We start from the raw sequence: 12,662 nt of genomic DNA on the forward strand, positions 1-12,662 counted from the left end.
GTGGTCGGGTGCAGAGCCCGGTCAGACCGACCGGCGCAGCCGTCGCTTCTCCGCGGTGCGGCGTGACCCGGAGACGATCAACCAGACAGCCAGACCGAGCATGAGGAGGCGCAGCACGACGACGGTCAGGGTCGCGACAGGGTCGCCCGAGGTCGCCGTGCTCGTCGAGCTGTTCGCACCCGTGACCGAGGCGAGCGTCGAGAGCACCAGGACGATGCCGAGCACGATGCGCCAGACCCCGCCCGTGGACCTGCGTCGCCGGCCTGCGGGGGGTGCCGGGAGATACGGGTCCGTCGCGTCGCGCTCCCCCGTCGGCAGGGGGTAGCCGCTGTGCTCGGGAGAGCCAGACGAGGCAGGGTACGAGGGCAGACCACCGGAGGTCGGCGGTGCCCAGGGGTCTGCGGGGCGGTCCGACGGTCCTGGGGCGCTGGGTGCTGTGCTCATCGTGGGACCCTATGCGCCAGGCCCGGCGTCCGCGAGGCGAGCGACGTGCGCGGCGACCGTCCGGTGGTCGTGCGGACGGCTACCGGGGGGAGAGGCTCGGTGCCGGGGCGCGGACGAGCAGCGCACCGGGGTCGACCCGGGTGCTCACGGCGCGGGCGCGTCCCAGGACGTCGCCGTCGACCTGGACCTGCTCGCCCTCGGGGACCTCGAGGTGCACGACCTTGGCGCGGGTGTGGTCGATCCGGCCGATCTTGTTGGGCAGGTCGTTCGAGACGCCGAAGCCCTGCATGACGACCTCCCCGAAGAGCTGGACCCAGCCCATGAGGCCGCCCCGGGTGTCGATCGCAGCGATGTCGTGGATGCCGTCGTCGATGATCGCGTCGGGGATGAGCGTGATGCCGCCCGGCAGCCGGCCGCAGTTGCCGACCATGAGCGTGCGCAGCCGGGTCGTGACGGGCTCGCGGTCGTCGAGGGTGATGGTCATCTCGGTGCGACGCCCGTGCAGGTGCTTGACCCCGGCGACGAAGTACGCGATCCAGCCGACCTTGGACTTGAGGGTGTCGTCGGCGTCGGCGACCATCGCGGCGTCGAAGCCGAGCCCGGCGATGACGAGGAAGATGTGCGTCCCGGTGTCGGCGGGACCGTTGCCCTCGGTGTCTTTCTCGCGAGGGTCGGCAGGCTGGTCGACCGTGAGCCAGCCGACGTCGATCCGACGGTCGACGCCGTGCAGCACGATGTCGAAGGCGTCGTCGCGGTCGGTGACAGAGATGTCGAGGTTGCGGGCGAGGAGGTTGCCCGTGCCGAGGGGCAGCAGCGCCATGGGCTTGCCGGAGTCGGCCATGCCCTGGGCGACGGCGCGGACCGTGCCGTCGCCGCCGACGGCGACGACGACGTCGGCACCGCGCTCGAGGGCTTCACGGGTCTGGCCGAGGCCTGGGTCTTCGACGGTGGTCTCGACCCAGATCGGGTCGGGCAGCCCCTCGGCCGTGCAGCGCGACATGAGCGCGGCCTTGAGCTGCTCGGCACCGTTCTTCGAGGGGTTCGCCACGAAGGCGAGGAGAGGTCCGCGAGGCGCGTCGTCTGCGGGCGCCTCGTCGACCGGCGCTGCCGGTGCTGCTGCTGCGGTGCGGGCGAGCGTGCGCTGCGACCGGAGGACGAGGACCGCGAGGGTGATGGCCGTCAGTGAGACGACGATCGCTGCGATCAGCAGCCACGCTTCGAGTGTCATGGGACCAAACTAGGCCCTGGGGCCCGAGTCGGCGCTGCAGGGCAGGGTGGTTCTCACCACGCTGCCCCGCGGATGCCGCACCGCAGCAGCCGGACGAGGACGCGGGCGCAGCGACTCGTCGCCGGGCGTCGTCCCGCTGCCGGCCCGCCCGCGGACCTGGTCGAGCAGACGCCTCAGGAGGTGACGTCGGCCGTGGTGAACCTGCTCCAGGCGAGTGTGCCGAAGATCGCGACCCACGCGGCCTGCACAGCCAACCCCTGTCCGAGCGTCGAGTAGTCGACGTCCAGACGCATGAACTCCCCGAAGTCGAGCCAGTGGAAGGTGAGCAGGCCACCGTGGATGGCCGAGAGCTGGGGCAGCGCGCTGAGGACCGTGCTGACCACGGGCACCACGATGGTCGCGGCCATCGCCGCCACAGGCACCTCGGTGAGGGTCGAGAAGAAGAGCCCGACCGCCACGAGCCCGGTGAGCGAGAGGATCACGTAGGCGGTGATCCCGAGGGTGCGCAGCAGTCCGTCGGCCGTCGAGACCCTGTCTCCGGAGAGCAGGGTGACGTCGCCGAAGCCGAAGAAGATGCCGCCCACGACGAGGCCCACGACCGCGATGGTCAGGACGGCGGCTGCGGCGAAGGTCAGACCTCCCACAGCCTTGACCAGGAGCATCCGCGTCCTGGGCACGGGCGTGACCAGCAGGTAGCGCAGCGTCCCCGCCTGGGCCTCGCCCGCGATCGCGTCGCCCGAGACGATCGCGACGGTCAGCGGCAGCAGCAGCGGCAGGCAGCTGAAGAGCGAGGTGAGGACGAGGAAGAGACCGTTGCTCGTGATCTTCTGCAAGAAGGGTGGGCCCTGCCCGGCGATCGCGGTGTCCTGCGTGATGAGGACGACCACGCCGATGATGATGGGGATCAGCCCCAGGCCGGCGAGCAGGACCAGGTTCCGCTTGCGACCGAAGACGAGCCTCAGCTCGCTGCGGAGCAGGCGACCCGTCGCGCCGCGGCGCTGAGCCGTCGAGGCGGCGTCGTCGTGCTCGACGGAGCTGGCGGCCCCGGGACGGTCTGCGGCGAGCGTGTCAGCGGGCGACATCGAATCCCTCTCCGGTGAGGCGCACGAACACGCTCTCGAGGCTCGGGCGGTGGACCTCGAGGCCGAGGAGGTCGACACCTGCGTGGACGAGCGCGACGGAGACCCGCTCGGGTGGGACGTCGCCCAGTGCGGCGGTGATCGTGGTGCCGGCGACCTCGGGGGCGGTGAGCCCGAGGCCCGTGAGCACCTCGACGGCAGACCCACGGTGGTCGGGGGAGGTCGTGACGACCACGACGGTCTCGTGCGCCTCGGTCACGGTCTCGCGCGGACCCTGGAGCACGAGGTTGCCCCGGCTCATGATGCCGATGTGCGTGCAGACCTGCTCGATCTCGGTCAGCAGGTGCGAGGAGACCAGGACGGTGGTCCCGGCGTCGGCGAGCTCGCGGACGAGGTGCCGCACCTCACGGGTGCCCTGCGGGTCGAGCCCGTTGGTGGGCTCGTCGAGGATCAGCAGGTCCCGGGGACGCAACAGCGCTGCGGCCAGGCCGAGGCGCTGCTTCATGCCGAGGGAGTACTGCCTGTACGGCTTGGCGGCGGCCGCACCGAGACCCAGGCGCGCGAGCGCCGCGTCGATGCGCGCCTTCCGGGTGGACCTGCGGGTCGTCCCGTCGGCCGCGTCGAGGCGCTCGAGGTTCGCGCGTCCGCTGAGGTACGGGTGGAAGGCCGGACCCTCGACCAGCGCTCCGACGCGGGGCAGGACCGTCGCGCTCGCGGTCGGCATGCGCTCCCCGAGCAGCTCGGCGTAGCCGTCGGAGGGGCCGACGAGGCCGAGGAGCATCCGGATGGTGGTGGTCTTGCCGGAGCCGTTGGGGCCGAGGAAGCCGTACACGGCCCCGCGAGGCACCTCGATGTTCACCTTCGAGACGGCGACCTGCCCGGACCGGAACTGCTTGGTGAGGTCGTGCGTGCGGATCGCGAGGTCCGTCTGGCTCCCCTGCCCGGCGCCCGCAGCAGGTGCGTGGTCGCCGCGACGACCGGGGAGGTTGCCGGTGGAGGAGGTCCGGGCTGTCGGGAGGCCGGGCTGGGGTACGGCAGATGCCGGCACCGACGCCGAGGGGGCGGTCGTCGGTGCCGGCATCGCCGTCTCGCCTGAGGCGGGGACTGTCACCGGGCCAGGGCCTGGAGGGTCTCGGCCGGGACCGCGCCGGCGTAGATGCGGCCGTCGTCGGTCAGCAGGACCGTGAGGAGCGACGAGGTGATGAGCTGGCCCTCAGGGACGTCGGTCGTCAGCTGGTCGAGCAGTGCCTGCGGGTCGAGCGTCGTCATGTCAGCACGGTCGCTCGAGTCGCCGAGGAGGTCGGTCATCAGCTCGTCGGTGCTCTCCGAGCCGAAGGTGCCCTCAAGGCCTGAGCGCAGCTCCTCTTCGGGGACGTCGCCGGACAGCAGGGTTGCGAGGTCGACGTCGGTCAGCTCGACGACGGACTCCCAGCCTGTGCCGATGACCTGGGTGCCGGGGGCTCCTTCGGGGACGGTCTGCGAGCCGGGCTCGGGGACCATGGTGTCCTCGGGCAGCGGGACCACGACGTCGCGGGTGGATGCCCCGGGCGGCGGGGTGAAGTCGAAGACCGTCGGGTCGACGGCGTCGAAGGAGACGTCGGTGAAGGCGATCTCGACGGCCGGGGTCACGGTGTCCTGGGTGCTCCACACCTGGGCACGCAGCGGGACGGAGGTCTCGGCGTCGACGGCGAGCAAGACCCTGTCGACCAGGGTGCCGTCGGTGTCGGGGGTGAGACCGATCTGGTAGGCGTCCCGCCCGGCGACCTGGGTCGCGGGGCCGACGGTCACCTCAGAGGTCTCGTCTGCGGCGGCGAGGGCCTGCTCGGCGACAGCCTGCGGGGTGGGCAGGTCGCCGACGACGGCGGGGTCGAGGTCCTTGACGGAGGCGCTCAGCTGGTCGAGGGCGGCCTGGTCCTCGGGGGCGACGGCGTAGTGGACGGCCTCGTCGTCGCTGCTCGAGTAGGTCCACGCGGACCCGCCGTCGGTCACGACCGTGTACTCGGAGAGGTCGCCGAGGAGGGACGACCGAGCCTTGCCCTCGCCGTCGCTCCAGACCCGCACGGTCGAGGATCCGCCGAGCAGGTCGAGCGGGCCTGCGCCCTGCACCTGCGCGAGGTTGAGGTCGGGGAGGCCGAGGCGGGTGGTCATGACGACTGTGCCCGAGACCGGGACAGGCTCGGCCGAGGCGATCCTGTCGACCAGCTCGGCTGCGGTGATCTCGCCGAGGTCGGGGGTGTCGGACGACGCGAGCGCCGACGGGAGCGTGAAGGCGCCCGCGACGACAGCCGCGGTCACCACAGGGACGCCCCAGCGGGCGCGGTTCGAGAGTGCACGTCGAGTAGCCATGGACCACACTCTGCCGGAGCGTTGCTGTGGGGACGCTGAGAGGCCCTGTGGACGCCCTGACGCACGTCTGCGCCGGGGCTGCCATGCTGGTCGGCATGCGCATCCTGGTGGTCGACGACGAGGTCGTCATGAGCCGAGCCCTGACCCGTGGGCTGACCGCCGAGGGCTTCGCTGTCGACGTCGCGCACGACGGCCAGACCGGCCTCGACCTGGCCCGCGAGGGTGCCTACGACGCCGTCGTCCTCGACATCATGCTCCCCGTGCGCTCCGGCTACGACGTGCTCCAGACGCTGCGCGCCGAAGAGGTCTGGACACCGGTCCTCCTGCTGAGCGCCAAGGACGGGGACCACGACGTGGCCGACGGCCTCGACGTCGGCGCAGACGACTACCTCACCAAGCCTTTTGCCTTCGTCGTGCTGGTCGCGAGGCTGCGGGCGTTGCTGCGGCGCGGCGCCGTCCCACGGCCCGTCGTCCTCGTGGCGGGGGAGGTCAGCCTCGACCCGGCGAGCCACGTGGTCACCCGCCGCGGTGCGCCCGTCCAGGTCACGGCGCGCGAGTTCGCCCTGCTCGAGTACCTCATGCGACGGCCCGGGCAGGTGGTCGGCAAGGTCGAGCTCCGCGACCACGTCTGGGACGGCGACGGCGAAGACCTCAACGTCGTCGAGGTGTACGTCGGGTACCTGCGCCGCAAGCTCGGCCGCGACGCCGTGGCCACGGTCCGCGGCGCCGGGTACCGCGTCGACGGATGATCCCGGGACCAGCGGGCCGGCGCAGGGTCTTCCGGGGAGACGGACGCACGGGGGTGCGGCCGTGGTCGTCGTGGTCGCTGCGCCTGCGGCTGACGATCGTCGCGGCGGGTCTCTTCGCCGTGGCCCTCGCGCTCGGCGCGACCCTCCTGTCGATGGTCGTCTCGAGCAGCCGCGTCGCCGCCCTCGACGAGCTCGTGCGGGCGAGCGTGACGACAGTCGGGCAGCTCGCCACGAGCGACCAGCTGCCCGCGGTCCTGCCCGCGACCGAGCCGGGCGAGGTCACCCAGCTGCTCGACGCCGACGGCCTCGTGCTCGCGACCTCGGCGAGCGGCAGCCGCACTCTCGCGGTCGTCCCGGTCTCGGTGCTCGACGACGCCGAGCGCCCGGCGGCCGACACCCCTGCCCAGGGCAGCAGCAGACTGGCCGAGCCCGTGTTCGTGACGACGGACCGCAGCGCCTACGCCGGTGGGCTGGTCCGTGCCGCGGTGCTGCCCGTCGAGTGGCGCGGGGAGCCCGCCTGGGCGGTCAGCGCCCTGCCGCTGCGCGAGGTCGAGGGGGTGGTCTCCGCGCTGCGCGTCTCGCTCGGCGCCGTCGTCCCGCTCCTCACCGTGGCCCTCGGCGGGCTCGTCTGGGCGCTGCTCGGACGAGCCCTGCGCCCTGTCGAAGAGCTCCGGCGCGGAGCCGAGCTCGTCACGGCCCGCGGCGGTCCGGGGTCCCTGCCTGTCCCAGGAGCGGGGGGAGACGAGCTCGGGGCGCTCGCCCGCACGCTCAACGACATGCTCGACAGGCTCGAGTCCTCGGCCGCCCGCCAGCGCGCCTTCGTCGCCGACGCCGCGCACGAGCTGAGGTCACCCGTCGCCGCGCTGCGGGTCAGCGTCGAGATCGCGCAGGAGCACCCGGAGGCCTACACGGCCGCCGAGCTCGCCGACGACCTCGCGTCCGAGGTGCAGCGGCTCGACAGGCTGGTCGACGACCTCCTCGTGCTCGCGCGGCTCGGTGCCACGACCGCACGGCGCGAGCCGGTCGACCTGCGCGAGCTCGTCGACGGCGTCGTCCCGGGCAGCGTGCTCGCTTCAGGCGCCTCTAGACCTGCAGGGTCCCCGGTGCCCCGGGTCGAGACCACCGGCGCAGGGACAGCGGCGACAGACCCGTCGGCCGCGGGGAGGGCTGTCCGCAACCTGGTCGACAACGCGCTCCGGCACGCGTCGTCGCGTGTGCTGGTCCACGTCTCCGACGGGGAGGTCGTCGTCGTCGACAACGGGCCGGGGATCGCCGCAGGCGACCGGGAACGGGTCTTTGAGCGCTTCACACGGCTCGAGGACGGACGCCAGCGCGACGCCGGAGGCTCGGGCCTGGGGCTGTCGATCGCGCGGGAGGTGACCCGTGAGCTCGGAGGGGACGTCCGTCTCGACGAGGCTCCGGGCGGCGGGGTACGCGCCACGGTCTCGCTGCCGCACAAGGCCTGAGGTCGCTCAGACGCTCGCGGTCCCGCTGCCCCGCAGGATCGACGTCATCTTCTTGCCGCGGGCGACCTCGTCGACCAGCTTGTCCATCCAGCGGATCTGCTGCATCAGCGGGTCTTCGACGTCTTCGACCCGCAGCCCGCAGATCACCCCCGTGATGAGCGAGGCGTCGGGGTTCATGCGCGGCGCCCGCGCGAAGAAGGTCTCCATGTCGGACCCGTCGGCGACGACCTCGGCGAGCCCTGCGTCGTCGTAGCCCGTCAACCAGCGGATGACCGTGTCGACCTCGTCGCGGGTGTGCCCCTTGCGCTCCACCTTGGTCACGTAGAGCGGATAGATGCTCGCGAAGCTCGTGCTGAAGATCCTGTGCCCTGCCATGTGCTGCCTCCTCGTGCGCCCGCCGGTCGAGCGGTGCCCCGACACGCACCCGGCTCAGGTACCTGCCCTGCACGAGTCTGGCACCTCCGGCCCACTCACCGCACGACCCCGCCGCCGGTCCGTGCGCGCAGCACGGAGCATCGGTCGCTAGGCTGTCCGGGTGATCGATCTGCGAGTGGTTCGCGACAACCCTGACCTCGTCCGTGCAAGCCAGGTGGCCCGAGGTGACGACCCTGCCCTCGTCGACCAGGTGCTCGACGCCGACTCCCGGCGCCGTGCCGCGCTGACGGAGTTCGAGCAGCTGCGCGCCGAGCAGAAGTCTCTCGGCAAGGACGTCGCCAAGGCGCAGGGTGACGAGCGCACGGCGCTGCTGGCCCGCACCAAGACGATCTCGGAGCAGGTCAAGGCCCTCCAGGCCGAGGCCGACGAGGCCGACAAGACGCTGACCGAGCTCAGCCGACGCATCGCCAACATCGTCGAGGGCGCCCCGGCCGGCGGCGAGGACGACTACGTCGTGCTGCGCACCGAGGGCACGATCCGCGACTTCCAGGCCGAGTACGGCGCCGACTTCGTGCCGCGCGACCACCTCGACCTCGGCGAGCGCCTCAAGGCGATCGACACCGAGCGCGGCGCGAAGGTCTCGGGTGCCCGCTTCTACTACCTCACAGGCATCGGCGCGCGCCTCGAGCTCGCGCTGCTCAACGCCGCGATGGACCAGGCCTACGCCGCCGGGTTCACACCGATGATCACCCCGACCCTCGTCAAGCCCGGGATCATGGCCGGCACAGGGTTCCTCGGCGCCCACGCGGACGAGATCTACCGCCTCGAGGCCGACGACCTCTACCTCACCGGCACGAGCGAGGTGGCGCTCGCGGGCTACCACTCCGACGAGATCCTCGACCTGACCGCTGGCCCCCAGCGCTACGCGGGCTGGAGCGCCTGCTACCGCCGCGAGGCCGGCTCCTACGGCAAGGACACCCGCGGGATCATCCGCGTGCACCAGTTCCACAAGGTCGAGATGTTCAGCTACGTCCCGGTCGAGGAGGCTGCCGCGGAGCACGAGCGCCTGCTCGCCTGGGAGGAGCAGATGCTCGCCAAGGCCGAGCTCCCGTACCGCGTGATCGACACCGCGGCCGGCGACCTCGGGTCGAGCGCGGCCCGCAAGTTCGACTGCGAGGCGTGGCTCCCGACGCAGAACAGGTTCCTCGAGCTCACGTCGACCTCCAACTGCACCACCTTCCAGGCGCGCCGCCTCGGCATCCGTGAGCGCACGGCCGCGGGCGACACCCGCCCGGTCGCGACCCTCAACGGGACGCTGGGCACCACACGCTGGATCGTCGCGATCCTCGAGAACCACCAGCAGGCCGACGGCTCGGTCCGCGTCCCCGAGGGGCTGCGGCCCTACCTCGGCGGGCTCGAGGTCCTCGAGCCGGTCTCGGCATGACGCTCGACCTCGGTGGTGCCCCCGTCGGCGGCAGCCCCGTGCTGTCGCCCGGGGCGCCCGCCACCGAGGCGCTCACGGCGCAGGCCGCCGCCGAGGTCGCCCGGCGTGCGGCCGACGGGGCGTACCTCGTCGCCCTCGACGTCGACGGCACGCTCATGTCCTTCGACGAGTTCATCTCGGACGAGGTCCGCGAGTCGATCGCCGCGCTCCGCGACGCCGGTCACGAGGTGGTCATCGCGACGGGTCGCCCCCTCGTCGGTGCGCTGCCGGTGGCCCGTGAGCTCGGGATCGACTCCGGCTGGGTGGTCTCGTCGAACGGCTCGGTCACCGCGCGCCTCGACCCGAGCCTGCCGGAGGGCTACGTGGTCGAGGAGGTCGTCCGCTTCGACCCGCGCCCGGCCCTCGCCGTGATGGCAGAGCACATGCCGTCGGCGCACATCGCGATGGAAGAGGTAGGTGTCGGGTTCTGGGTGACCGACGGCTTCCCCGCGCACGGGACCCACGGGCCCAGCACAGTGGTCACCCTCGACGACCTGGGTGGTCGTGACGCGATCCGGGTGGTCGTCTCCGAGGCGAGCACCCCGACGCGCGAGCTCGAGCAGCGCGTCGACGCGCTCGGTCTGGTCGCGACGTCGTTCTTCATCTCCGCGACCCGCTGGATGGACGTCGCCCCGCGCGGGGTCACCAAGGCGTCGGCGCTCGAGCGGCTGCGGACGCTCTGCTCGGTCCCCGCTGATCGCACCGTCGCGATCGGGGACGGGGAGAACGACCTCGAGATGCTCGGCTGGGCGGCGCGCGGCGTCGCGATGGGCCACGCCGACGCCTCGGTGATCGCGGCGGCCGACGAGGTCACGCTGTCGATCGTCGACGACGGCGCGGTCCCCGTGCTCCGCAGCATCCTCGACCAGGGACGGGACCAGGCCGTGCCGTGAGCACCTCTCCGACGGTCCCTCGCCCCGGCGCTGTGGTGAGCATGGACGACGTCGCACGAGCAGCCGGCGTCTCGACGGCGACGGTCTCCCGCGCGCTCCGCGGGATGACCAGCGTGTCGGCGGCGACGCGCGAGCGCATCGAGGCTGTCGCGCGGCGGCTCGGCTATGTCGCGTCCCCCTCGGCCGCCAGCCTGGCCTCCGGGCGCACCCGCACCATCGGTCTGCTCACCCCGTGGGTCGACCGCTGGTTCTACGCGCACGCGATCGACGGGGCCGAGCGTGCCCTGCGCGAGGTGGGCTTCGACGCGCTGCTCTACACCTTCGACCTCTCGCGCGACCAGTCGCGGCCGCGGGTCGACCCGAGCGTCCTGCGCCGCCGGGTCGACGGGATCCTCGTGGTCGGCATGCCGCTCAGCAAGGAAGAGGTCACGTCGCTCGAGGCCCTCGACCTGCCGCTCGCCTTCATCGGGACAGGCCGTGACGACCACGTGACGGTCCGCCTCGACGACGACGCGGCCGGGCGCTGCGCGACCGAGCACCTGCTGGGGCTGGGCCACCGCCGGATCGGCCACATCACGGGGCCGGCCGGGGTCGACCACTCGTGGTCCCCGCCCGTGGCCCGGCACGCCGCCTGGCGGGTGGCCCTCGAGGACGCGTGCGTCGCGGCCGAGCCCGGGTGGGCCGTCGACGGCGCCTTCGACGTCAACGGCGGGCGCGAGGCGGCCCACAGGCTGCTCGACACCCACCCGGAGATCACCGCGCTCTTCGCGGCCTCGGACGAGATGGCGATGGGCGCCGTGCTGGCCGCACGCGAGAGGGGCCTCGACGTCCCGGGGCAGCTCTCGGTCATCGGCATCGACGGTCACGACCTCGGCGAGCTGGTAGGGCTGACGACCGTCGCGCAGGACCCGGCACGACAAGGAGCCGAGGCCGCCCGGCTGCTTCTCGCGGACATCGCGCTGTGGGCGACGCCCGGGGCGGAGAGAGTGTCCGGAGCGCTCCAGGTGCTGCACGCGACGCACCTCGTCACCCGGTCGTCAACCGCCTCACCTCGGAAGACGTGACGCAACTGTGACCTCGCAAGAGGGTGCGAGCGGTTGCGCTCGGGCCATGCAAGCGCTTGCATTGCTCTGAGCGGTCCCACAGCAGTGGCCATCTGAGTCCTGCGCCTCCCGGGGGACCATCCGTCACGACGATGTGAGGAAGCGCAAACGATGAGAACACTGAAGCGCCGCAGTTTCGCGGCTGTCGCGGCCGGAGCGAGCGTCGCTCTCGTGCTCGCAGGGTGCTCGGACAGCGACGGCGGTGGCGGCGACGACGCTCCCTCGGCCGACGTCGACTGTGCGGACTACACCCAGTACACCGACGAGTTCGGTGACCTCGAGGGCAAGACCGTCTCGGTCTACACCTCGATCGTCGACCCGGAGTCGCAGGAGCAGGAAGACTCCTACAAGCCCTTCACCGAGTGCACGGGCGTCGAGATCGCCTACGAGGGCTCCCGCGAGTTCGAGGCGCAGCTCCCCGTGCGCCTGACCGCCGGCAACGCCCCCGACATCGCGTACATCCCGCAGCCGGGCTTCCTCAAGTCGCTCGTCGCGGACTTCCCCGACGCCGTGATGCCGGCCCCGCAGGCCGTCATCGACAACGCGAACGAGTACTACACCGAAGACTGGGTCAACTACGGCTCGGTCGACGGCACCCTCTACGCGACCCCGCTCGGCGCCAACGTGAAGTCCTTCGTCTGGTACTCGCCCAGCGAGTTCGAGGCGAGCGGCTACGAGATCCCCACGACGCTCGACGAGCTCATGGCCCTCACGCAGCAGATCGCCGACGAGGGCAAGATCCCGTGGTGCGCAGGCATCGAGTCCGGTGACGCGACAGGCTGGCCGGCCACCGACTTCCTCGAGGACATGGTCCTGCGGACCGCCGGACCTGAGGTCTACGACCAGTGGGTCACCCACGAGATCCCCTTCGACGACCCCGCGATCGTCGAGGCGCTCGGCGCGGCCGGCGACATCCTCAAGAACCCGGACTACGTCAACGGTGGCCTGGGCGACGTCCGCTCGATCGCCGCAGCGCCGTGGAACGAGGCCGGCAACGGCATCCCCGACGGCACCTGCTCGCTGCACCGCGCGGCGAACTTCTACCAGGCCAACTGGGACGAGTCGCTCGACGTGAGCGAGAAGGGCGACGTCTTCGCCTTCTACCTGCCGGGCAAGACCGCCGACGAGAAGCCGCTGCTCGGTGGTGGCGAGTTCGTCACCGCCTTCAGCGACCGCCCCGAGGTCCAGGCCTTCCACGCCTACCTGTCCAGCCCGCAGTGGGCTGACGCCAAGGCTCAGGTGACCGGCCAGGGCTGGATCTCCGCCAACACCGGCTTCGACGGCTCGCTCCTGCAGTCGCCGATCGACAAGCTCTCCTACGACCTGCTCACGGACGAGAGCTACACCTTCCGCTTCGACGGCTCGGACATGATGCCCGGGGAGGTCGGGACGGGAGCGTTCTGGAAGCAGATGACGGACTGGTTCGTCTCTGACATCTCCGACGAAGAGGTCCTCTCCAACATCGACGCGGCCTGGCCCGCGAGCTGACGCTCGAC

Annotated in this window: 12 protein-coding genes; 6 read left to right on the forward strand and 6 right to left on the reverse strand. The window is 71.9% G+C overall.

The genetic code is table 11. The features are described 5' to 3' along the window. Positions 1 to 21 precede the first annotated feature (21 nt). The 5 genes from SANBI_RS00815 to SANBI_RS00835 all read right to left on the reverse strand — a co-directional run bounded on the left by SANBI_RS00815 (position 22) and on the right by SANBI_RS00835 (position 5,097). A complete protein-coding gene (locus tag SANBI_RS00815; RefSeq protein WP_319158039.1) occupies positions 22 to 444 on the reverse strand; it encodes a hypothetical protein in 423 nt (140 codons plus the stop codon). 79 nt (positions 445 to 523) lie between these two features. Further along, positions 524 to 1,672 carry a diacylglycerol/lipid kinase family protein gene (locus SANBI_RS00820; protein WP_319158041.1) on the reverse strand — a complete coding sequence of 383 codons (1,149 nt, stop codon included), beginning with the start codon at positions 1,670 to 1,672 and terminating at the stop codon, positions 524 to 526. A 173-nt stretch (positions 1,673 to 1,845) separates the two neighbouring features. Further along, positions 1,846 to 2,754 carry an ABC transporter permease gene (locus tag SANBI_RS00825; RefSeq protein WP_319158043.1) on the reverse strand — a complete coding sequence of 303 codons (909 nt, stop codon included), beginning with the start codon at positions 2,752 to 2,754 and terminating at the stop codon, positions 1,846 to 1,848. After that, positions 2,741 to 3,832 (reverse strand): ABC transporter ATP-binding protein, encoded by a 1,092-nt coding sequence (locus SANBI_RS00830; RefSeq protein WP_319158044.1) that lies wholly within the window; start codon positions 3,830 to 3,832, stop codon positions 2,741 to 2,743. The genes SANBI_RS00825 and SANBI_RS00830 overlap by 14 nt, the downstream gene beginning before the upstream one ends. Before the next feature lie 26 nt (positions 3,833 to 3,858). Continuing rightward, positions 3,859 to 5,097 (reverse strand): LolA family protein, encoded by a 1,239-nt coding sequence (locus SANBI_RS00835; protein ID WP_319158047.1) that lies wholly within the window; start codon positions 5,095 to 5,097, stop codon positions 3,859 to 3,861. A gap of 95 nt (positions 5,098 to 5,192) precedes the next feature. Between SANBI_RS00835 and SANBI_RS00840 the strand changes: the two genes are divergently transcribed. Both SANBI_RS00840 and SANBI_RS00845 read left to right on the forward strand, forming a co-directional pair. Next, the gene (locus SANBI_RS00840; RefSeq protein WP_319161136.1) at positions 5,193 to 5,846 is read left to right on the forward strand and encodes a response regulator transcription factor; all 654 of its coding nucleotides are present in this window, start codon (positions 5,193 to 5,195) and stop codon (positions 5,844 to 5,846) included. Further along, positions 5,843 to 7,312, forward strand: coding sequence for a sensor histidine kinase (locus SANBI_RS00845; protein ID WP_319158049.1), 1,470 nt, complete (start codon positions 5,843 to 5,845; stop codon positions 7,310 to 7,312). Before SANBI_RS00840 ends, SANBI_RS00845 begins: the two co-directional genes overlap by 4 nt. 6 nt (positions 7,313 to 7,318) lie before the next feature. On the opposite strand, the gene SANBI_RS00850 is transcribed toward SANBI_RS00845, so the two are convergent. Then, positions 7,319 to 7,687, reverse strand: coding sequence for a DUF2200 domain-containing protein (locus tag SANBI_RS00850; RefSeq protein WP_319158051.1), 369 nt, complete (start codon positions 7,685 to 7,687; stop codon positions 7,319 to 7,321). Between the two features lie 160 nt (positions 7,688 to 7,847). Here SANBI_RS00850 and serS point away from each other — a divergent pair, with 160 nt between their 5' ends. The 4 genes from serS (at position 7,848) to SANBI_RS00870 (ending at position 12,654) form a co-directional block, all read left to right on the forward strand. After that, positions 7,848 to 9,131 carry a serine--tRNA ligase gene (gene serS, locus SANBI_RS00855; RefSeq protein ID WP_319158053.1) on the forward strand — a complete coding sequence of 428 codons (1,284 nt, stop codon included), beginning with the start codon at positions 7,848 to 7,850 and terminating at the stop codon, positions 9,129 to 9,131. Further along, positions 9,128 to 10,063, forward strand: a complete 936-nt coding sequence (locus SANBI_RS00860; protein WP_319158055.1) for an HAD family hydrolase — start codon at positions 9,128 to 9,130, stop codon at positions 10,061 to 10,063. Before serS ends, SANBI_RS00860 begins: the two co-directional genes overlap by 4 nt. Next, positions 10,060 to 11,127, forward strand: coding sequence for a LacI family DNA-binding transcriptional regulator (locus SANBI_RS00865; protein ID WP_056135147.1), 1,068 nt, complete (start codon positions 10,060 to 10,062; stop codon positions 11,125 to 11,127). Before SANBI_RS00860 ends, SANBI_RS00865 begins: the two co-directional genes overlap by 4 nt. Positions 11,128 to 11,277: 150 nt before the next feature. Further along, a complete protein-coding gene (locus SANBI_RS00870; protein WP_319158057.1) occupies positions 11,278 to 12,654 on the forward strand; it encodes an ABC transporter substrate-binding protein in 1,377 nt (458 codons plus the stop codon). Positions 12,655 to 12,662 lie beyond the last annotated feature (8 nt).

It is taken from the genome of Sanguibacter biliveldensis, assembly GCF_033798665.1.
GTDB classification, from domain to species: domain Bacteria; phylum Actinomycetota; class Actinomycetes; order Actinomycetales; family Cellulomonadaceae; genus Sanguibacter; species Sanguibacter inulinus.